Below are 20,928 nucleotides of genomic sequence, written 5' to 3' on the forward strand. Positions count from 1 at the left end.
CGCCCCTCGCCGCAGGGATCCGGGGTTAACGCTTGTTCACGGCGTGTGGGCAGACTGGGTTTTAAACAGGGTGTGGACGTGGACAACCCCCAGGGCCGTTTTTAACGATCCACAGGCGCCTTAAGGGTTTTAAGCCCATTAACTGCGGTTCTCCCCTTAACTGTCCACAGGCTTATCCACATGCACCTGTTAATAAGGTATGTAGTACCCGCTCAGCCGGATCAGGAATCGCGCTGTTGCTGCTTGATGCGGTTGGTCAGTTCTGTGACCTGGTTGTAGATGACCCGGCGCTCGGCCATGAGTTCACGGATCTTGCGGTCGGCGTGGATCACCGTGGTGTGGTCGCGGCCGCCGAGCTCCTGCCCGATCTTCGGCAGGGACATGTCCGTCAGCTCCCGGCACAGATACATGGCAATCTGCCGGGCAGTCACCAGGGTCCGGGTCCGGGACTTGCTGCAGAGTTCCTCCATGCTGAGCTTGAAGTAGTCCGCCGTCTGCTTCAGGATCTGCTCCGCTGTGATCTCCTGGGCGCCGTCGTCGGTGATCAGGTCCTTCAGGACCATTTCGGCCAGGGCCACGTCCACCGGCTGGCGGTTGAGGCTGGCAAAGGCCGTGACGCGGATCAGGGCGCCTTCGAGTTCGCGGATGTTGCTCGAAATCTTGGACGCGATGTACTCCAAGGCATCGTCCGGAGCCGACAGGCCTTCGCTCTGCGCCTTCTTCCGGAGGATCGCGATACGCGTTTCGAGTTCCGGCGGCTGGATGTCGGTGAGCAGGCCCCACTCGAAGCGGGACTTCATGCGGTCTTCGAAACCGGCCAGCTGCTTCGGCGGCAGGTCGGAGGTGATGACCACCTGCTTGTTGTTGTTGTGCAGCGCGTTGAAGGTGTGGAAGAACTCTTCGAGGGTCCGGTCCTTGCCGGCAAGGAACTGGATGTCGTCGATCAGCAGGACGTCCACGTTCCGGTAGGTGGTCTTGAAGCTGGCGCCTTCGTCGTCCCGGATGGAGTTGATGAAGTCGTTGGTGAACTCTTCGGAGTTGACGTAGCGGACCCGGATTCCGCCGTAGAGGCGGCGGGCGTAGTGGCCGATGGCGTGCAGCAGGTGCGTCTTGCCCAGCCCCGAGTCGCCGTAGATGAACAGCGGGTTGTACGCCTTCGCCGGCGCTTCGGCGACGGCCACCGCGGCCGCATGGGCGAAACGGTTGGACGAACCGATCACGAAGGTGTCGAAGACGTACTTCGGGTTGAGGCGGCCGAATTCGTGGGAGGTGCTCGGCGGGGTCGGCTGCGGCTTCAGTTCCACGGCGTCGTCTGCGCCGGCGGAAAGTTCGACGGCGGGGGCTGGCTCTTCGTGGACCGGCACCAGGTCGGTATCGACGTCGATCGCGCAGCGGACGTCGTCAGAGAAGACGCTCCGCAAGGCATCGTCCAGCGCGTCCTTGACCTGGGTCTGGAGGACCTCGCGGGTGAGTTCGTTGGGAACGGCCACCAGGAGGGTTGACCCGATGAGGCCCTGGGCCTGGGCAAGGATGACGAAACCGCGCTGCCGGGGGCTGACCCGCTCGTCCTGTTCGAGCAGGCTGAGGACCCGGCGCCAGGAACTTCCGACAGTATTGGCGTGGTTGGTCTCGTCTACCGTCATCAATTGGTTCCTCTGGTCCGTGTGTGCCTGAATTGCGGCAGCCGAAAAGTCCGAACCAAGGGTGGATTCCAACCGAATCCACAGGGTTATGCACAGTCCGTGGAAAATCGGCTACTGAGACACTCTAGGGGATGGATTCCCTAGAAGATAGCTGGGGAGTTGCTTGTGGATAATTACATCGATGTGGTTCTCGAAACCCCCTTGTGAGCCACTTCATCCACAGGCTGCAGGCCCGACTTTGCCACAGCTGGGGATAGTCCCGGGAGAGGCTCCCGGTTTGACCCGCAGTGTGTTTTTGCCCTAACGTTGTGAAGTCCTATGTGTCCGCTTTCGGCCACCTGTATCTTCGGCACTGTCCGACGTTAGGTGGGCGCGGATGCACAAAAAACTTAGCGTCGGCCAGTTCTTCCCCTTTTGATCGGGTGGGCGCACCTTTGATCCACTGGAGTAAAACGTGAGCAAGCGGACTTTTCAGCCGAATAACCGCCGTCGGGCCAAGAAGCACGGCTTCCGCCTTCGTATGCGCACCCGTGCCGGCCGCGCCATCCTGGCTGCCCGCCGCGGCAAGGGCCGCGTCGAGCTGTCGGCGTAAATAACTGACTCGTCGGTCGACCTCCCCAAGCGAGTCAAGCGGTGCTTGCCACCCCCAATCGTCTGCGGACTTCAACCGACTTTTCAACAACAGTACGTTCCGGCGTCCGCAATGGACGCCGGAACTTAGTGTTATATACGGCATCTATCGCCGCCGATGAACCGAGCCGGTTCGGCTTCATTGTTTCCAAAGCTGTCGGGAACGCTGTGACCAGGAACCTCGTTAAGAGGAGACTGAGGGAAGCAGCTGCCTTGGCGCTGAAAAACCAGGGAACCGGACTGGCCGTAGTTGTCCGGGCCCTGCCGGCGGCGGCTTCCGCGGATTGGAACCAGCTGCTGGGCGATTTCAACGCAGCCCTGGCAGCCAACAGGAAGCGGCTTGGCGGAACGGTTCCGCCGACGCTGCCGGACCGTACCGGCAGCACCACAACGGAAGGGACACCGCGTGCATGAGCTAGGCTCCGCCGTCGTCCGCTTCCTTGGCCCAACCTCAAGGAACATTGCTTCCTTCCTCTGGGACCTGCCCCGCAACATCCTCATCCTGCTGCTGAAGGCTTACCGGCGGATTATCTCGCCGCTGTACGGCCAGGTGTGCCGCTTCTTTCCTTCATGCTCCGCCTACGCGCTGGAAGCAGTGACTGTCCATGGTGCCGTCAAGGGCAGCTGGCTCGCTGCCAAGCGTCTTGCGCGCTGTCACCCCTGGAACGCCGGCGGCGTGGACCACGTCCCCGCCGGCCACCGCCACTGGCCCGAAGGCCAGACGCCCAAAATTGTTGTACTGAACAACCCGGACCTGTTCCTGGCTGCTCAGGCTGATGAAGACGGCCGCCGGGAAGCGGCTTGAGGAAATAGGGAAACGTAAATGGACATCTTTGGAACAATTCTGGCCCCGTTCAAGTGGCTTGTTTCGGCGATCATGCTGGGGTTCCACGACGGCTTTACCTTTATTGGGCTGCCACCGGAGAACGGTTGGACCTGGACGCTGTCCATCATCGGCTTGGTGCTGGTGATCCGTGCCGCCCTGATTCCTGTGTTCGTCAAGCAGATCAAGGCACAGCGTGGCATGCAGCTGCTGCAGCCGGACCTGAAGAAAATGCAGCAGAAGTACAAGGGCAAGACCGATCAGCTTTCGCGCCAGGCCATGGCCCAGGAGCAGATGGCGCTGTACAAAAAGCACGGCACCAACCCGTTCTCCGCGTGTTTGCCCATGCTGATCCAGATGCCGTTCTTCTTCGCGCTCTTCCAGGTTCTTTCCGGAATCACCCAGGCCCGCCAGAGTGGTGCGGGCATTGGTGCGCTGAGCCATGAGCAAGTGGTGCAGTTCGACGAGTCGAGCATCTTTGGTGCCCCGCTTTCGGCGTCACTGCTCCACGGTGGTGGTGGCGGCGATCAGACGGTTGTGTGGGTCCTGTCAATCGTGATGATCCTCGCCATGACAGCTTCGCAGTTCATCACCCAGAAGCAGATCATGGCGAAGAACATGTCCGAGGAAGCCATGGCCAGCCCGTTCATGCGCCAGCAGAAGATGATGCTGTACATCCTGCCGCTCGTGTTCGGTATCGGTGGTATCAACTTCCCGATCGGTGTGCTGATCTACTGGACCACCACCAACCTGTGGACCATGGGCCAGCAGTTCTTCGTCATCCGTCGTATGCCGACGCCGGGCTCCCCCGCCGCGAAGGCCCTTGCCGAGCGCCGTGCCGCCAAGGGCCTGCCGGCCCTGCCGATCCTGGGCGGGAAGAAGGCCGAGGAAACCGTTGTAGAGACCGAGCCCGAGAAGCCCACGGGTCAGCGCATCCAGCCACAACGCAAGAACAGGAAGAAGAAGTAATGTCGGTTGATAGCACTGAAGAGACGAAGGCTGAAAGCGTGAACGAAGAGCTGGCCACCGAGTCCCAGGCATCCCAGGCGGAAGAGAAGCCCGCCGGCAAGGGCAGCACCGCGAGCCGCCTCGAAGAAGAGGGCGACGTCGCCGCGGACTACCTCGAGGAGCTCCTGGACATCGCGGACATCGACGGCGATATCGACATCGAGGTGCGCAATGGCCGCACCTACATCTCGATTGCCGCTGAGGATAACTCCGAAGCGCTCGAGAGCTTGGTCGGCCGTGATGGTGAAGTCCTCGAAGCGCTCCAGGAACTTGCCCGTCTCTCCGTGCTTTCCGCCACCGAAACCCGTTCGCGCCTGGTGCTCGACATCAACGGCTACCGCAAGGAGCGCACTGGCGAGCTGCAGCAGATCGCCGAGGACGCCGTCGCGAAGGTCAAGGAAAGCGGCTCCGCCGTCGCCCTTGAACCGATGAGCGCGTACGAGCGCAAGATCGTCCACGACGCCGTCGCCGACCTCGGCTTCGTCTCGGAGTCCGAGGGCGAAGGCGCCAACCGCCACATCGTGGTTTCGGCCGACTAGAGGATCATGGCGGACATCACTGCAGCGGACCTGTCGGCCGCGGAGAAAATTTTCGGCGACCGCCTGGATCTGGCCCGCCGGTACGTGGAGCACCTCGAGACGTCGGGGATCGAACGCGGACTCATCGGCCCGCGGGAGATCCCCCGCCTGTGGGGACGCCATGTGCTCAACTGCGCGGTCATCGAATCGGAGATCGCCCACGGCAGCCATGTGGCCGACGTCGGATCCGGCGCCGGACTGCCCGGACTGTGCCTGGCGATTGCCCGCCCGGACCTGGAACTGACGCTGATTGAGCCGCTGGAACGGCGGGTCATCTGGCTGCAGGAAGTAGTGGACGATCTCGGACTTACGAACGTGACCGTGATGCGTTCCCGTGCCGAACTTGCGGTGGGCCTGGTGAAGGCCGATGTTGTCACGGCCCGTGCCGTGTCCGCGCTGAGCAAGCTCGCTGGCCTGACCATCCCGCTGCTGGACGGCAAGGGTGAACTTGTCGCCATCAAGGGCCGCAGTGCGGAAGAGGAAATCGAAAAGGCTGCCAAGGTCATCCGGAAGCTTGGCGGAGTCAAAACCAGCGTTGTGCTGTGCGGCGAAAATCTGCTTGAGGAACCCACCACCGTGGTGAAGATCCTCGTCGACAAAACCCGGAAGTCCGCCTAGTTTCCACAGGCCTTTCCGCGCTGTGTCCGGCGTGTCCGATGCGGAGCCGTTAGGCTAGAGAACGGCAGCCTGAGCCGAATGAGAGTGAGTGTCACAGTGGCTAGTAGCGAAACCCCCACGCAGCGGATCCCCCCGTTCATGTCCTTGGGGTCCGCACGTGCAGCCTCTGCGGCTTCCCCCTTGGGTTCCCTGGCTCAAATGAGCACTAACTTGGTTGATAATTCGATAGTTTCACGTGAAACAGCCGCCGGCGGTGGAGGGAATGTGATGGATTTGATCGACGACTCCAGCCCCATCGCCCGCCAGCTTGCCAATGAAAACCGCCGCAGGGAACGGCTGATGGGCAGGGAGCTGCCCAAACCGGAAAAGACCCGTGTATTCACGGTTTCGAACCAGAAGGGCGGCGTCGGCAAAACCACGACGACGGTCAACATCGCCGCTGCGCTGGCTTCTGCCGGTCTGAACGTCATGGTGATCGACATCGACCCCCAGGGCAATGCTTCCACGGCCCTTGGCATTGAGCATCATGCCGACGTCGACAGCATCTACGATGTCCTGATCAACGACCTGCCCTTGGGCGAAGTGGTTGCACCGTGCCCGGACGTACCGAACCTCATTTGCGCACCGGCCACGATTCATCTCGCCGGCGCGGAAATCGAGTTGGTCTCCCTGGTAGCCCGCGAGCAGCGCCTGCGCCGCGCAATCGATGTCTATGCGAAGGAACGCGCCAAGAACGGCGAAGCCCGGCTCGATTACATCTTCATTGACTGCCCACCGAGCCTTGGCCTGCTGACCGTCAATGCTTTCTGCGCCGCCAGTGAAGTGCTGATCCCGATCCAGTGCGAATATTATGCGCTGGAGGGCCTCAGCCAGCTCCTCAAGAACATTGAGATGATCCAGAAGCACCTGAACGGCGATCTGGTGGTTTCAACCATCCTGCTCACGATGTACGACGGCCGCACCAACCTGGCGGCACAGGTGGCTACTGAAGTGCGCGAACACTTCCCGGAGCAGGTGCTCAGCGCCGTGGTTCCGCGCTCGGTTCGCATTTCCGAGGCTCCGAGCTACCAGCAGACGGTGATGACTTACGATTCTTCATCGAGCGGCGCGTTGTCCTATATGGAAGCCGCAGCAGAAATCGCTGAACGCTAGACTTCTCTAAACACTGCAACAAGCCTTGGCGGGTCTTCCCTGCCGTTCCTTTGGAGGGATAAACACATGAGCGAAAAGCGTCGGGGATTGGGCAGGGGCCTTGGTGCCCTCATTCCCAGCTCCGCTTCGGCTGGTGTTGCAGGCAACGGCGCCGGTACATCCCGTCCGGTGGATCTTTTCTTCCCGGAAGCGAAGAAGGCCGCCTCTGCGCCTTCCGATTCCGAAGCGGTTCCGACGACGCCGGATGCACCGGCAGCTCCTCCCGCCAGGCCCGCGTCGCGGACCACTTCCAAGCCGGCTTCGGACGGAGCCGGTTCGGCTCGTGCGTCCGAGGCAAAGGCCGGAACCGCTTCCAAGGATGGAGCAAAGGCGCCTGCGGCGGGCAAGCCCGCCCGAAGCTCTGCGTCGAAAACCGCTGCGGCTCCTGAGGTTCCTGAAGTCGAGCTTGTCGAGGTTCCTGGCGCACGTTTCGCTGAAATTCCGGTGCAGGACATTCATCCCAACCGGAAACAGCCCCGCAGCGTCTTCGATGAAGACGACATGGCGGAGCTTATTCACTCCGTGAAAGAAATCGGCGTCCTCCAGCCAATTGTTGTACGTACTTCAACCGAAAATGGTGGAGAACCGTATGAATTGGTCATGGCCTTGGTTGACGGTTTTCTTGAGCTGGAACGCTCAAGTGGAAAATTGGAGTGGAGCGCCATCCTGCAGAAGATGGCGAGCGACCTTGGATTCTCGAAGATCCTGTTCGGCCTGTTGCCTAAGGACAGCCAGGACTACGAGAACGCCTTCATCGTCGGCAACTACCCGGCCGCCTGGCGCGAGCATTACGACCGGGCTGGCTACGCGCGGGTCGACCCGACGGTCAGTCACTGTACCCAGAGCGTACTGCCGATTTTCTGGGAACCGTCCATCTACCAGACGCGAAAGCAGCACGAGTTCTTCGAGGAAGCCTCGGCCGCCGGCCTGGTGTATGGGCTGACCATGCCGCTGCATGGTGCTCGCGGCGAACTCGGCGCGCTGAGCCTCAGCGTGGAAGCGGAAAACCGGGCCGAGGCCAACCGTTTCATAGAGTCGGTCCTGCCGACCCTGTGGATGCTCAAGGACTACGCACTGCAGAGCGGTGCCGGACTGGCCTTCGAACATCCGGTCAGCAAACCGGTGGTTCTGACCAGCCGGGAGAAGGAAGTGTTGCAGTGGTGCGCCATCGGCAAGACCAGTTGGGAGATATCGGTTATCTGCAACTGCTCGGAAGCCAATGTGAACTTCCATATGGGAAATATTCGGCGGAAGTTCGGTGTGACCTCCCGCCGCGTAGCGGCCATTATGGCCGTTAATTTGGGTCTTATTACTCTCTGAATGGGTGAACGCCGCTGGCGCGCAGTCCAAGCCGCCGGACTGGAAACCATCCCCGCAATCGTGCGCGACACGAACGATGATGACCTTCTCCGCGATGCACTCCTTGAGAACCTCCACCGCAGCCAGCTGAACCCACTTGAAGAAGCGGCCGCGTACCAGCAGCTTCTGGAAGACTTCGGCACCACCCACGAGGAGCTTGCTGATCGCATCGGTCGTTCGCGTCCCCAGGTCTCGAACACCCTGCGGCTCCTCAAGCTTCCTCCGCTGGTTCAGCGCAGGGTCGCTGCCAGTGTGCTCTCCGCCGGCCACGCGCGTGCGCTGCTTGCCCTTCCAGACGCTGCCGCCATGGAACGCTTGGCACAGAAGATCGTTGCCGAGGGCATGTCCGTCCGTGCCACTGAGGAAGCCGTTGCACTTTACCAGGAGCCTGCGGCACCAGCGAAGAACAACATCCCACGGCCCAATGCGCGCCATGAGCGCCTCGACTACTTGGCGTCTTCACTCTCCGATCGCTTGGACACGAACGTGAAGATCACCCTTGGTGCGCGCAAGGGCCGCGTGAGCATCGAGTTTGCAAGCGTTGAGGATCTGAACCGGATCATGGACGTTCTGTCCCCGGGTTCTGACGCTTAGGATCAACCAACTCCCCAGGGGCGCTTTTCCATTGGAGAGGCGCCCCTTTGCTTTTTCCTCCGTGGGTGAGGACGCCCTGGATCAGGAGATTGGGCCTGGTTCGGGTTTCATGTTTCACGGGAAACGCCGGAGCTCCAGGTTTGCTTGGGCATGCTGCAGTTGGTTGGGGCTGTGGGTTTCGGAGTGTGGCGCGGAAACCTGTAGTTGTGCGGGGCCAGTGCCGCCATATCGTGAAGTGCCTTTTTAGCTGCCTCCCAGTGAGGTGCATGAGCGATGACGGCTGCACATCCATGGTGCAGGATCTGTAATTTCCGTCCACCTCGCCGCCCCTGGCTGTCGGCTGGCGGTCCCTGCGTCGCGAAGAGCGTGGTCGCCTACGGGAGGTGGATTCGCTTGTAGGTCGCGTATTTCCCTCAAATTGAGATGTCCGCCGTGCTCGGTTGCGCTTGGAACGTTGCGCGGATCCCTGCGTGAGCTCTTGGGGGCTGGTTAGCGTCCGCAGTCTTGTGCTAAGTGCAGAGTTGCTGCGCTGCTTGCAGATGGTGGGTTTGCTCCTATTCGTTGCTGTCTGGTCCTGCACAGTTGTCACCCTTGTCCCGTGGACCCGCACAGATTCGTCCTGTTTCTGTTGCCACGGACACTGACCGCAGCCTGGGAGCCTGCTCTGCGGTGACTCCCAAGCATGAGAGGCGCTGGCTGGCGCTCTAGAGGCCTCGATTCAAGGCTCGCGGACCGAGTCGCCACAGCGGCGGGCGGGGCGCTGGAGGGTTGCTATGGCCCTCGCTGACGTCGTTGTCGACTGGGTGAGCAACGAAGTGGCACTGCACCCTTGGTGTCTGCGCTTTTGGTGTCGGGGCTCGCGATTTGTTCGGTCGTTTAGCTGCCAGACGCTCGGAGATTGGAACTTCGCGGCCGAAATCGATCGGAAGCCGCGGTCCGGGCCCCGGGGCGACCCATTCAGGGCGGTGTTTGCAGTTCAGCGCTTGGGGCTCCCTGGCCGCCCTAGCTTCTGCTGCGTTGTTTCACGTGAAACCTGGTGGGCGTTGGTGCCGACTCACTTGCCCCGTAGTCAATGTTGGTGGTGCTCTCCCCGATTGGCGTGGCGAAACCGGAGTAGTGGGTCCGATATTTGCGCGATCCACAGCATCTTTCGCTAGGCGTTGTCGCGCGAAGCCGCATGGCGGATGAGCAATCGTAAAGACAATGGCCTCGATGCCTCCTACATGGGTTGGCGCTTCAGGGTTCATGCGGGCATGGGCCGCTGTTGGATTTCACCTGATGTTTCTTCTGCGGCCGGAGGGCGCGAAGCTACTGATGTTGTTCCCGGTCTGCTCTTCGGATTGCCTCACTGTTCCGGGGAAGGTTGCTGGCCCTCTCCGCGGCAGGCAATTGTTTCACGTGAAACATGGGCACTTCTGGGTTCGGTCGGCTTGCTTGATGCGAGCTGTGGATACCGCTTACGGGCCGTTCGCCTGGCAGGTTCGATCAGTCCTGTAGGGGAAGAACGTGCCGAGGCTAGGCTGTGCACGGAGTCCGTTACGTTCGGTGCGCTCGTGTTTCCCGTACCGGAACCTGGCTACCTGCTGCGGGTAGTCCTTCGCGGAGATGGTGTCCAGGAAGACGAAGACAATTCCGCCGCCTACTGGCGCCCCATCAGGTCCTTCAGTGCCAGGCATCGAGCTCCAGCCAACCCAACTCGGTGTTGGGCGGATTAGCCACTCCCCCAAGCGGGGTCATCATGATGCGCACGGACGTGCAGGAGATGGCTGAGCTGCAGTGAAATGGGCGCGCTGGAATGTGCGAATCATCTTCGGCACATCCCGCCGCTGAGCCGGTCGGAAGCGGCGCGACGCGGCGTCGAGGGTGACCTTGCCGGGCCAGCCAGCCAGCGTGGGATGTCGGAGCGCATTGCCTTGAACTGCTGGACCTAGCTGTTTCCAGTCCTGGGGAAACGTGCCGTCCCTACGTCGACGGCGCTGCCCCGCTGCGTTTGTCACCAGCTACCGCGCCCGAAGCCAGCCAATGCATGGGAGGCGCTGCGGAGCAGCATGACGACGCCGGTTCGGTACCTTGCCGGATCCTGGGTGCACACGGACCAGCCAGCGACCGGCCGCGGGAGAACGTGGCAGTGTGGCGGTCCGGGTGTGAGTGGAAGGACCATCCCTATGCCCTTATGGGGACAGACGTTCCTATCCCCTAGCCCGCCTGCCTTGCGCGCGCACTGAACCTCTAGTTGTGATCCAGTCGAAGTCTGGGCTCGCCTTATGTTCCGGTCACGCTGGGCTTTGGAATCCCTGCTCTCGTCGCCCACGGTTTGGCTCGAAATAGCCCGCGCCGAACCAGCATCTTTCCCAACCGTCGGCGCGAACAGGAGCTCCTGGATCGGGGGGAAGCGTGGTCACTGGACAGACCTCTCGGGGTATTGGGTGTGCACACCCGGCTGTTGAAAACAGGTCAACGGTCGGTGGATATTGCTGTGGATAACTTTGTGGATGAAGCTGGGCAGTCTTTGATGCTGAGATGGCCTCGCTGGGTAAGAGTGCGCGGGCGGTGCGCCTGCGTCCCTAAGGCAGTCCTGTGAGGACGTGGCTGTTTCACGTGAAACAATCTCTGGGCCCGTGATATCCGTGAAAATGGTCCAATTTAGGCGGATTCTCGCCGGTTTCGCGACTGGATTCGGCCCACGAACGCGGGAAGGTCAGGCGGACCCTCTTGGTAGCGGAAGGGGCACGCGGTGGACGTCGCGGCACGGAAAGCCAGGCTGCTGGATCCGAGGTATCTGACCCTGTGGAATTTGCTGTGGATAACATTGTGCATAAGTTTGGGTCGGCTGGTGGATAACCCTTGTGTGGTCTGGATCATTCCGGGCGAGGACTCGTCGACTTCCTGTCCTTGATCAGATGTCTGACGTACAGCGCGGCAGTCGACCGGGAACTCCGCGGGGGGTCCTATGGCAATTCCTGGGCCCGGGCAACTTGCATGCTGCCGCTGATGCGTGCGAAACGATAAAGCGAGATCGGCCTGAAGTTGATCGGACTGGCTGGCGAAGGCCTGCGTTGGCGAACGTTGGAGGTGCTCGCGTCGATGAGCCCGCACATGTGGCGAGCTCGGCATGGCCTCCGGGGACGACCTTGCGCGAGTTCGGATGCATGGCTTCGGGCTGGGCGACGCCCACAAACCACTAGGCTGTTACGCCGCACCGTAGAGGGTGGGTTGACTTGGCGGAGCCGGCGGTGGTGGGTTGGCTTGGCCGAGCCGGAGTGCCCGGCTGGGCCGCTGCTCGTCCGGGTATTGCGCGCGTTCGAAGAGCGGACCGCGCGGACTCGCCCAAACTGAAGCGCAGCCCCGCAAGCTTCGGTGGACACTGAGTGGACCCCACCGCAGTGTGCTTACCCACGCCCCCACGCCACACACCTTCGGTGACCCGGCGCGGACCAAGCGGTCTTCCGGGGCCAGCGGGGGATGGACCTGGCCCGCAGCCGGCTCGCCCGGCGGTATTGATCTGGTTGGACCGGGGTTAGTAGCGCAAGACCCGCAGTTCGGCCGGGTGGAAGGGTGTTGCCTGAATTGTCCGCGTGTTGGCCTCCCTCATGCGATTGGCCGGGACGGCTGGTGGGATTGGCGGGGACAGCCGACGGGATGTGGCCGGGACGGCTGGTGGGATTGGCGGGGACAGCCGACGGGATGTGGCTAGGACAGCCGTTGGGATCGGCCGGGACCGCCGACGGGATTTCGTCACGTCATCCGATGCACGGGCATTTGCGATTTGCATCGTGGTGCGCGATGGCTGTGGCATCGGTAATGGAGTCTTCCACCGGAAACTGGCAGGGTGGGCTCTCGGGGTGTGGTGCTCTCTGCTGCGATCCCGGTGGGGCCCTGCACCAGGAGGTCTCATGGCGGCCGCTTGGTTTCACGTGAAACATGTCCGCCTCGCGTGGTCGTCGGCCATCGCCGAGCGTCCACCTACGCCCGGAGCTCAGCTTCGGAGGGAGCTGACGGGTTCCTCTACTCAGGTTCGGAGCAGAACGGCCGCCCTACTTTTCTGCTCGGGCATTTCCTTGGGCAGCGCTGGCATCCTTTTCGGTATTGGCAGCAACAGTACACACACTGCAGAGCGGTGCGCTCATGCGCCCCGGATCGCGTTGGTATCTCGGACGGCAGCCACCAAATTTCCTACCTCAGGGGAGGACCCGACACTTCCAACGACATGCCAGTGGGGTATTTGTGGGCGTCGCTCTGTGAAGGATCCTGACGAAACTGCCAATTCTCGGGCCAGCCCCCCTGACCCGTGCAAGTACGGAACGTTGTTCCTCTTGATACCGCACCAGGTGAAGCATCCTCGTGGATGAGCCTTGTTGGTTTCGGTCCCAAACTTTAGAGTTGCGACTGGCCACGACGTTTCACGTGAAACAGGACGGCCTGCCCTCCAAACAGACTGGCACGTCTCGCCGGTGAATCCTTGCGACGCTTAGAGCCGCTTTCGAACTGGGGTGGTTTCTTCGGCGTACTAGGGCACAGAAAGCCCACACGCGCCCTTCTGATCTCCTTGCCGGCCCCTCGGCGTGGAGATACGTGTGTTGTTCCCAGCTTGGGCTTCATTAGTTGAGCGAGCTGCTGGGCGTGCATTGTTGGGCGCTCTGGACCAAGGGGTACTGACGGGGCGCGACCAACTGGGTTCGCGTAGTGTGCGTCGCCAATATGTGCGCGTAAGGGGTTTGTACCTGCGTATCACGGCAGTTCAGCCGTGCTGGACGCCCGAAAATCCCTCGCAGCAGGCCCGGAGATGCCCGCACAGCTCTCCATACCCGCATGAATACCCCGAAAGGGGCTCGTGGGTTCGGACAAGGGGCACTCACCCAAAGGACACCCCCAAGAGAATTGGAGGGCAATGCAAGGGCAGGCCTGGCCCCGGGGGCGATCGGTGTCGCTCCGGGAGAATAGCTTTGGCAGTTAGGCAGAGCAATTGAATCGGCAAACGCCCCAAGGCGCGGACGACAAATTGGCCTCGGGAAGGGCCCGAGACCAGGAGCCGTCGCGAAATGGCGCGGAATTGGACTGAAACGGGACTTTCTGTGCAGGTAGCGATTCCCGCAGTGGGGTTTGGGTGGCTCAATCGGAAGGTGTGTGAGAGCCTTCCCTGGCCTTGCGAGTCAACCCACAACACTGCCCGCTCTGCCGGGTGAACCCCTGCTGATGCAGCGGCGGAGCCGGTCTCCTTGCTGGAACTTTGGCCCTGCACTTCAGAGCGGCTAATGGTGATGGCAGCCTCGATGGAGGCGCCACGTGGTGACATGGTGGGTGGGATCAATGCGATTGGGCTTCATGGACAGGAATCCGTCCTCGCATTCTGGATAATCTCCGCAGATGACCCTGCATCGGTTGGCGCGCCAGGCTTACACATGAACCCGGGCGAGGGATTTCAGGGGATCCCGACGTCCTGAGGGTGTGCGTGCAACGAGCAGCCTGGCCGTAATGATTCCTGTGTTTCCGTGAACGGTAGGCGCTGAGTCCGGTCCGGGCGACAAAGCTCCGCTGCTCGCACGGCTCAGTTGTGCGCGTGCCTGACCGTGCCCTGGTTTCGACTAGGTTGGTCGCGTGGAATGCGGGCGCTCCGCGACAGATGGGAAAGTACCAGCGCTCTTCCTGTGCGCGGGATTAGCACAGAGAGCCCGCAAGGAAATCTCGAGCGTTCCGCCCGGCCTTGAACGGAGTGGAGTCCCCCATTCAGCCCACATGAGGCAAGCTGGCGTGACTGGTGCAGCCGGCGTGGTGAGCGGCAGGACTGTTTCACGTGAAACCTTGCGGAACCTTGCCCAGGCGTCAGGCCCTGACCGGCCGACGGCGCCAGACCTTACCCGGGCGTCGGTCCCGGCGTGGGCAGCGGACCTTGCCCCGCGTCGATTTGTCCAGGCGACCATACCGTCAACGGCGCGAAAAGGGCTCCCCCGTCCGGTTCCCATAAGGCACCATCCCCGTTTCAACTGAGGGGCTCCCTGGGAAATCTGAGCCACGGAAGTAACGGAACATGGTTTATCCCACGAAGCGGAGCGGGCAGATACCGCTCCCGGTAAGGACGTACGAACAAAAAACCGGCGGCCATTGCCCAATGATCCAAGTCAATGAGCAACGGCCGCCGGCTTCAGCGAACGTCAGAGGGATTCGGCGTTACCGCCGGTCTCCCTCGTGAGCGGATCCCCTAGGAGAGGACTGCTTCGAATTCCTTCTCGAAGAATTGCTTCGGCTTCGCGCCGATGACAGTGTTCTTCACTTCTCCCCCACTGAAGAGGTACACGGCGGGGATGGAGGTGATGCCGTACTCGGCGGCGATGGCCGGGTTGTCGTCAACGTTGACCTTGACGACGTCAACCTTGTCACCGTATTCGACGGAGATCTCGTCGAGGATCGGGCCGAGCTTGCGGCACGGGCCGCACCACTCTGCCCAGAAGTCCACGATGACCGGCTTTTCAGCACTCAGGACATCCGTGCCAAAGCTTGCATCAGTAACGTCTTTTGCGTTGCTCATTCTTTCGTTCCCTTCGTTTGGGCTGTTGCCGGCTGCTCAGCTCAGCCGTGCAGTTCTGCGAGGTAGTGTTCGACGTCGAGTGCGGCCACACAGCCGGAGCCGGCCGCGGTGATGGCCTGGCGGTAGCTCGGATCGATGACGTCGCCGGCCGCGAAGACGCCCTTGATGCTGGTCTTGGAGCTGCGGCCCTGGACGGCGATGGTGCCCTCAGGAGTCAGCTCGAGCTTGTCCTTGACGAGTTCGGTGCGCGGGTCGTTGCCGATCGCCATGAAGACGCCCGTGACGGCCAGTTCGGAAACGGAACCATCCACAAGGTTCTTCAGTTTCAAGCCGGTGACTTTGTCACCGCCAACGACGTCTTCGACGGCGGTGTTCCAGAGGAAGTTGATCTTCTCGTGGGCCTGAGCACGGTCGCCCATGATCTTGGAAGCCTTGAGGCTATCGCGGCGGTGGACCACTGTGACCGACTTGGCGAACTTCGTGAGGAAGAGGGCTTCCTCCATGGCGGAGTCGCCGCCGCCGATCACGGCGATGTCCTGGTCCTTGAAGAAGAAACCGTCACAGGTTGCGCACCAGCTAACACCGTGGCCGGACAGGCGTTTTTCGTTCTCCAGGCCAAGTTCGCGGTACGCCGAACCGGTGGAAAGGATGATGGAACGGGCCTGGAAGGTCTCCCCCGTGGCAATGGTGACAGTCTTGATGTCGCCGTCGAGTCCGAGTGCGGTGACGTCCTCGTACTGGATCTCGGTGCCGAACCGGGCGGCCTGCTTCTCGAAGTTCTCCATCAGGTCCGGGCCCATGATGCCCTCCGGGAATCCCGGGTAGTTTTCGACATCGGTGGTGTTCATCAGTTCTCCACCGGCCGTGACTGAACCGGCAATGAGCAGCGGCTTCAGGTTGGCACGGGCCGTGTAGACAGCCGCCGTGTAACCGGCCGGACCGGAGCCTACGATGATGACATCACGTACTTGGGACGCGGTGTTTTCTGCGTTGCTCACTGTTGGGTGAACCTCTTCCTTAGTCGATGCACCGGTGTTTCGAACCGGCCACATGGCACAACCCTGTGGCGTCGTTGAATATTCCGGTGGTTCCGGGGACCCTAATATCCACCATATTCAGGGTACCGTCTGGCGTTGCCGCCCCAGGCCGCTGCCCGCGCGGGCCGTAATACGACCGCCACTGTCCAGGTAAAGCTGCCCGACGGCGCCGGGCAAGTGATCCCCGACGGCGGACGGATGGCGGGCGGACAGCAAGTCCTTAACGCGTCAGCGCCGGGACCCGCATTGCGGGCGCCGGCGCTGACAGAGCGTTCAGACTTACTGGACCTTGATCTCCGCGAGCCGGAGGCCAAAGCCGAACTGGGTCTTCGGAGCGGCGAGCTTGGGCAGGGTCTTGATGTTGATGATCACGTACTGTGCCGTAGTCGGAGCGCTGAGCGGCATGGTCAGTTCGGGCGAGGTGAAGCTGTTCGTCCCTACCAGCTTGGCTCCGTCCATGGCCGGGCGGTCGTTGGTGTAGACGCTGATGCTTCCGCCGGAAGCGCCCAGCTGGCTAAGGGTGATGGACTTGACCTCTGCAGGTTCCTTGAGCTTCACGACCAGCGGGACGCCGTCGGGAGCAAGCCCGCCCCAGTTGGCGGTGGCGAATTCCATGTTGGACCAGAAGCTGGCTGTGTTGCCGTCGAAGGTCTTGGCGAGGTCCTTGTCATAGGTACCTGCGAAATCGAAGTCGCCCTGGCGGGTGACCCCCTCGATGGAAGGAGGTGCCGCTGCAGGCGGAGCACTGGAATTGGTGCCGGACGTGCCCGTGCCGCCGCTGCCCGCGGTGGTGGGTGCGGTGCTCTGCTTGGCGGCCGGCGGGTTGTTGTTGCCCAGCAGACCGCCGAGGGTGTTGACGGCGAGGATCAGGCCCACGACCAGGACGGCCGCGAGAATGCCGCCTACCAGCCAACGCATGGAGCGGGGCTCCCGCACCGGCTCTTCGTCCTCGTAGTAGTCGTCTTCTTCGTAGTCGGCAGACTGGGTGCGTGCCGAGGCCGGGAAGTTGCTGGCACCGCGGTCGTAAGGGGCGTCGGCCTCTGCGGCACCTGCGGCACCTGCGGCACCTGCGCCCGCTCCAGCCCCGGCGAGGTCGTCATCGGACCACAGGGAAACCTTGGGGGTTCCGCTCTGCTCCGCTGCGGGAGTCCGGCGGGGCGGCGCCGGGGCCGTGGCGGGAGCGGAGGGCACAGCCTGTGTGGCGGGAACTGCCTGCGTGGCTGGAGGCTGCGCATTCTCTGCCGGCGCGATCGGCGTGGCGGCCGTCGGCGCAGGCGCCGCGGTCCCCTGGGAAGCGGCAGACCCCTGCGAAGCGGCGTGCTTGTGCGAGGCGGTCGGCACCTGGGAGGCGGCCGACGTCGTGGGTTCAGCATCGCCTGGACCGGCAGGAACCGGGCTGCCGGCGTCGTCATGGGCGGTCTGGCTGCCGTCCGCGGTGTCGGGACCGGCCTTGCCGGCAGCACTCTTCACCGCGGAGGCAGCCGCAGCGGCGGCGGCCCCCGCACCGGCTGCCGCGGCGGCGAGGCGCGACCCGAGGCCACCGGCGGACGCGGGCTTCGACGCGGGCATGGGCGGAACGGTCGGTCCTGCGGCGGCCGGCCCGGAGCGGTCCGCGGGAGCCGCGACGTAGTTCCCGGGATCGTCGTAGTTGATGTACGCGGCGTCGTGTTCCTCGTCGTCGTACAGTCCGTCATAGGTTTCAGGCTCGTGCGAACGGGCCTGCCCGAAGATCTCGCTGCCGAGGGTGTCCGTGAAGAACGGCTCCACGTAGGGAGGATTGGTGGCGACCACAAGGTCCAGGAGGTCCGGAGCGGTGCTGTGGTTGGCGATCAGGTAGGTGGTGCTTTCACTGACGCCGAGGTCCAGGATCTGCACATTGCCGGGGCGCTCACCGGTTGCCACCTCGCGGGCGCTCTGGGCAAGTTGCTCGGCGTTCCCGGGGCCGGCCACCAGGATGCTGACCGGCCGGTTAAGGACCTGGTCGACGCCGTCGAGTACCAGATCGTGGTCGTGCGAGGTCAACACGGTGGCGGTGACCTTGTAGCGGCCGCCAAGTACTGATCCGACGTCGATCGGTTGGGACACGGGCTCCTCCTAGGCTGTCCGGCAGCTGCGTTGCCCTTTCCCCGGGGCTCCCGGTCAGCCGGTCGACCCGTGGCCTGCAACTACCTCTCAGCTTCTGATCCTAGCCGATTGAGCTGCCCTACCCCTGTGTTGGTGCGGCCAAGTCACTCCCGGCGGCCGTGCTTGCGCCCTCGACGGGTAGGTCCGCCGGCCGGGTCCTGGCGGGTCCGCCGGCCGGGCAGCGGAGCGTCGCGGCGGAGCTGTGAACCGCCGAAGAAGGAACCGCGTCCGCCTGCCGGCTGGTCCTCTTCGGGGAGATAGCTCCGGGCCGGTCGGGTCCACCCGGAGTGCTCGTCCTCCGGTTCCTGCCCGCCGCCGGGACCGAAGGAGGAAAGGTCGGGACCGGCACGGAAGGATGCGGCGTCGAACTCGCCCGAGATGCGCGGAATCAGGCCGGTGTCATCGGAGACGGTGGCGCGCGGCGCCGTCGGGGTTTCCGGAGCAGCGGCGGACGCACCGCCGCGGCCCAGGCGACCCAGCAGCGGACGGAGGAGGTCGCGCAGTTCGGTGACGCGGAAGACGCGCAGCAAGAACAGGTACGCGAGGAGCATGACGGGCCCGACGACGGCGATCGTCACCAGGGCGGCGGGGCGGCTGCTCCAGGCGAAACCGTCGGCCCGGTAGCTGCCGAGCAACCACAGGCAGAGGGTGCCGGCAAGGGCCGAACCGAGCGCCGCGTAGCCCATCCTGATGTACGAGTTGGCGATCCGCGGCCCGTCTACGTGGCCAAGCAGGCGGCGCAGGAATCCGACGCTGATGACTACGGAGAGGATGTTTCCGAGCGTGTACAGCACGGCGATCGCGAAGATGATCCGGTCCACAGGCAGGAACTGGATGACGAAGGCCCCCACGAGGTTCACCGCGGCCAGGATGACCTGGATGAAGAACGGGGTACGGGCGTCCTCGTTGGCGTAGAACACGCGCGACATCATGAAGTTGGCGCTCATGAACGGCGTGCTCAGGGCCAGGATGGTCAGGGTCTGGGCGAGCATCACGCCGTCCTGCGGTTTGCCGCCGGAGAAGAACATGCCCAGCGGACCGGCCAGGGCGAACAGGGCCAGGGCGCCGAAGACCGTGGCGACCGCCATGGTCCGCAGGCCGTGCGAAAGGGCGTCGCGGAGTTCGGCCCGGTTGCCGGCCTGCGAGGCATGGGTCATCCGGTTGAAGAGCACGGTGGCCAGGGAAAGGGCGATGATCGAGTGCGGCAGCAGGTACAGCTGGCTGGCAACCTCCAGCACGGCATTGCCGGGCAGGGTGGCTGCGGTCTTGAGGTCGCCGGCATGCTCCAGGCGGAGCCGTTCGGCGCCTGGGATGGTGGCGATCTTCATGACGTACAGGAACGCGAGTTGCCCGACGGCGGCGGTCAGCAGTGTCCAGACGCTCAGCTTTGCGGCCCGCCCCAGTCCTACGCCCCGCCAGCCGAAGCGCGGCCGCAGGCCGAGCCGCAGGCGCAGCACCGGAATGAGCAGCACGGCAGTTTGGGCGACGACGCCGATGGTCGAGAAGCCGGCCACGAGGAAGGTCTGGAAAGGACCCCAGTTATCCAGCGTGTGCGGGTGATCGATGTTGGCGCCGAGGATCCAGATGAACATGCCCAGCCCGGCGACGGCCAGCACATTGTTCACGATGGGCGCCCACATGGCGGGCCCGAAAGCGCCGTTGGCGTTGAGGACCTGGGTCAGCAGGGCGTAGAGGCCGTAGAAGAAGATCTGCGGCAGGCAGTAGAACGCGAAGGTGACCGCCAGGGCCTTCTGTTGCGGCGAGTAACCCTGGGTGGTGAGATCGATGACCACGGGCGCCGCCAGTGTGACCAGCAGGGTCAGCCCGAGCAGCACCAGCACCGCGAGGGTCAGGAGCCGGCTGATGTAATCCGCTCCCCTGTCCGGACCTCTGCTGGCCTTGATGATCTGCGGCACCAGCACGGCGTTGAAGACGCCGCCGGCCACCAGCAGGAAGATCAGGTTGGGCAGGTTGTTGGCGTTGATGAACGTGTCATTGACCGTTGAACCCAGGCCAAGGGCGACTGCCAGCATCCAGGTCTTGGCGAAGCCGAGGAAACGGGAAACGATGGTCCCGGCGGCCATGATGGCGCTCGAACGGGCTTCTCCGGACTGGACGGACTGGGTGTTCTTCGCGGCAGACATTGCCCTAATCGTCCCATGAGCCATGTGGTCAGAGGTGTTCCGGCAGGACTTCCTTGGCCAGATCAGCGATCCGGCGCTCGTTGGGGAAGGAGAGCTTCCGTGCCAGTTCGTGCAGGGGCACCCAGGCGGCGTCGATGGCTTCCTGGTCGGGATCGTTTTCGATTGTCAGCTCGCCGCCTGTGGCCCGGAGCAGGAAGTGGTGCACGGTTTTGTGGACCCGGTGGCCGCTGACGGTGAACCAGTAGTCGATGCTGCCAAGCGGGGCCAGGACGTCGCCCTCGATGCCGGTTTCCTCCGCGATTTCGCGGACTGCGGCCTCTTCGCTGTTTTCCTTGCCCTCCGGGTGTCCCTTGGGCAGGCACCACTCGAGGCGGCCACCCCTGTTAAGGCGGGCGATGATCGCAACCCGGAGTTCGCCGTCGGACGTGTCCACAACGACGCCGCCGGCAGACACTTCCTCCACAGTGGGAAGCGAGGCCTGGGCCGGGTGCTGGGCGGGCGCGACGTGCGCACCGATTGCCGACGGCAACGGTGCGTTGGTCCTCCTGCCAGGAGCACTCGGGATCGGGTTGGCCATGAAGTCCACTCTAACGACTCTTGCCCGGTCTTGATGACCGGGACATGGACTCGCGGTTGCCCGCCGGTGACGCGCCGCC

The 20,928-nt window shown here is 63.1% G+C and carries 14 protein-coding genes and 2 pseudogenes; 10 read left to right on the forward strand and 6 right to left on the reverse strand.

The features are described from left to right. Positions 1-221: 221 nt before the first annotated feature. Positions 222-1,643, reverse strand: a complete 1,422-nt coding sequence (dnaA, locus tag ACNQPB_RS04185; protein WP_498749365.1) for a chromosomal replication initiator protein DnaA — start codon at positions 1,641-1,643, stop codon at positions 222-224. 454 nt (positions 1,644-2,097) lie between these two features. Between dnaA and rpmH the strand changes: the two genes are divergently transcribed. The 10 genes and pseudogenes from rpmH to ACNQPB_RS04235 form a co-directional block, all read left to right on the forward strand. Further along, positions 2,098-2,235, forward strand: a complete 138-nt coding sequence (rpmH, locus tag ACNQPB_RS04190) for a 50S ribosomal protein L34 (RefSeq protein ID WP_011776797.1) — start codon at positions 2,098-2,100, stop codon at positions 2,233-2,235. A gap of 41 nt (positions 2,236-2,276) precedes the next feature. Then, complete coding sequence (rnpA, locus tag ACNQPB_RS04195; protein WP_498749367.1) at positions 2,277-2,687, forward strand: ribonuclease P protein component; 411 nt, start codon at positions 2,277-2,279, stop codon at positions 2,685-2,687. Continuing rightward, a complete protein-coding gene (yidD, locus tag ACNQPB_RS04200; RefSeq protein ID WP_498749369.1) occupies positions 2,680-3,078 on the forward strand; it encodes a membrane protein insertion efficiency factor YidD in 399 nt (132 codons plus the stop codon). The genes rnpA and yidD overlap by 8 nt, the downstream gene beginning before the upstream one ends. An 18-nt stretch (positions 3,079-3,096) precedes the next feature. After that, positions 3,097-4,065: a membrane protein insertase YidC gene (yidC, locus tag ACNQPB_RS04205; RefSeq protein ID WP_498749370.1), complete on the forward strand. Its 969-nt coding sequence runs from the start codon at positions 3,097-3,099 to the stop codon at positions 4,063-4,065. Then, positions 4,065-4,643 (forward strand): Jag family protein, encoded by a 579-nt coding sequence (locus ACNQPB_RS04210; RefSeq protein ID WP_498749372.1) that lies wholly within the window; start codon positions 4,065-4,067, stop codon positions 4,641-4,643. The genes yidC and ACNQPB_RS04210 overlap by 1 nt, the downstream gene beginning before the upstream one ends. A 6-nt stretch (positions 4,644-4,649) precedes the next feature. Next, positions 4,650-5,300, forward strand: a complete 651-nt coding sequence (gene rsmG / locus ACNQPB_RS04215; protein WP_498749374.1) for a 16S rRNA (guanine(527)-N(7))-methyltransferase RsmG — start codon at positions 4,650-4,652, stop codon at positions 5,298-5,300. Positions 5,301-5,567: 267 nt separating this feature from the next. Beyond that, positions 5,568-6,452 carry a ParA family protein gene (locus ACNQPB_RS04220; RefSeq protein WP_498749936.1) on the forward strand — a complete coding sequence of 295 codons (885 nt, stop codon included), beginning with the start codon at positions 5,568-5,570 and terminating at the stop codon, positions 6,450-6,452. Between the two features lie 66 nt (positions 6,453-6,518). After that, positions 6,519-7,079 (forward strand): annotated as a pseudogene (locus tag ACNQPB_RS04225) (ParB N-terminal domain-containing protein); the annotation flags it as partial. 12 nt (positions 7,080-7,091) lie between these two features. Continuing rightward, positions 7,092-7,811 carry a transcriptional regulator LasR gene (gene lasR / locus ACNQPB_RS04230; protein WP_347032980.1) on the forward strand — a complete coding sequence of 240 codons (720 nt, stop codon included), beginning with the start codon at positions 7,092-7,094 and terminating at the stop codon, positions 7,809-7,811. Continuing rightward, a pseudogene (locus tag ACNQPB_RS04235) lies at positions 7,812-8,444 on the forward strand (ParB/RepB/Spo0J family partition protein); the annotation flags it as partial. It lies immediately after the preceding gene. A gap of 6,196 nt (positions 8,445-14,640) precedes the next feature. Here ACNQPB_RS04235 and trxA read toward each other — a convergent pair. The 5 genes from trxA to ACNQPB_RS04260 form a co-directional block, all read right to left on the reverse strand. Further along, positions 14,641-14,967 (reverse strand): thioredoxin, encoded by a 327-nt coding sequence (gene trxA / locus ACNQPB_RS04240; RefSeq protein WP_498749376.1) that lies wholly within the window; start codon positions 14,965-14,967, stop codon positions 14,641-14,643. A 41-nt stretch (positions 14,968-15,008) separates the two neighbouring features. Continuing rightward, the gene (gene trxB / locus ACNQPB_RS04245; RefSeq protein WP_498749377.1) at positions 15,009-15,965 is read right to left on the reverse strand and encodes a thioredoxin-disulfide reductase; all 957 of its coding nucleotides are present in this window, start codon (positions 15,963-15,965) and stop codon (positions 15,009-15,011) included. Positions 15,966-16,283: 318 nt separating this feature from the next. Next, entirely contained in the window at positions 16,284-18,089 is a 1,806-nt protein-coding gene (locus ACNQPB_RS04250) for an ABC transporter substrate-binding protein (protein ID WP_498749378.1), read from the reverse strand. 143 nt (positions 18,090-18,232) lie between these two features. Next, a complete protein-coding gene (gene murJ, locus ACNQPB_RS04255; RefSeq protein WP_498749379.1) occupies positions 18,233-20,272 on the reverse strand; it encodes a murein biosynthesis integral membrane protein MurJ in 2,040 nt (679 codons plus the stop codon). Between the two features lie 28 nt (positions 20,273-20,300). Continuing rightward, positions 20,301-20,801, reverse strand: coding sequence for an NUDIX hydrolase (locus ACNQPB_RS04260; RefSeq protein WP_498749938.1), 501 nt, complete (start codon positions 20,799-20,801; stop codon positions 20,301-20,303). Positions 20,802-20,928 lie beyond the last annotated feature (127 nt).

It is taken from the genome of Curtobacterium sp. LFS079 (assembly GCF_047977865.1).
GTDB lineage: Bacteria > Actinomycetota > Actinomycetes > Actinomycetales > Micrococcaceae > Arthrobacter.

What these genes read in the sequence shown, in the direction of transcription:
- dnaA (WP_498749365.1), bottom strand. Translation starts at nt 1,643, where the DNA reads ATGACGGTAGACGAGACCAACCACGCCAATACTGTCGGAAGTTCCTGG.
- yidC (WP_498749370.1), top strand. Translation starts at nt 3,097, where the DNA reads ATGGACATCTTTGGAACAATTCTGGCCCCGTTCAAGTGGCTTGTTTCG.
- ACNQPB_RS04210 (WP_498749372.1), top strand. Translation starts at nt 4,065, where the DNA reads ATGTCGGTTGATAGCACTGAAGAGACGAAGGCTGAAAGCGTGAACGAA.
- rsmG (WP_498749374.1), top strand. Translation starts at nt 4,650, where the DNA reads ATGGCGGACATCACTGCAGCGGACCTGTCGGCCGCGGAGAAAATTTTC.
- ACNQPB_RS04220 (WP_498749936.1), top strand. Translation starts at nt 5,568, where the DNA reads ATGGATTTGATCGACGACTCCAGCCCCATCGCCCGCCAGCTTGCCAAT.
- lasR (WP_347032980.1), top strand. Translation starts at nt 7,092, where the DNA reads ATGGCCTTGGTTGACGGTTTTCTTGAGCTGGAACGCTCAAGTGGAAAA.
- trxA (WP_498749376.1), bottom strand. Translation starts at nt 14,967, where the DNA reads ATGAGCAACGCAAAAGACGTTACTGATGCAAGCTTTGGCACGGATGTC.
- murJ (WP_498749379.1), bottom strand. Translation starts at nt 20,272, where the DNA reads ATGTCTGCCGCGAAGAACACCCAGTCCGTCCAGTCCGGAGAAGCCCGT.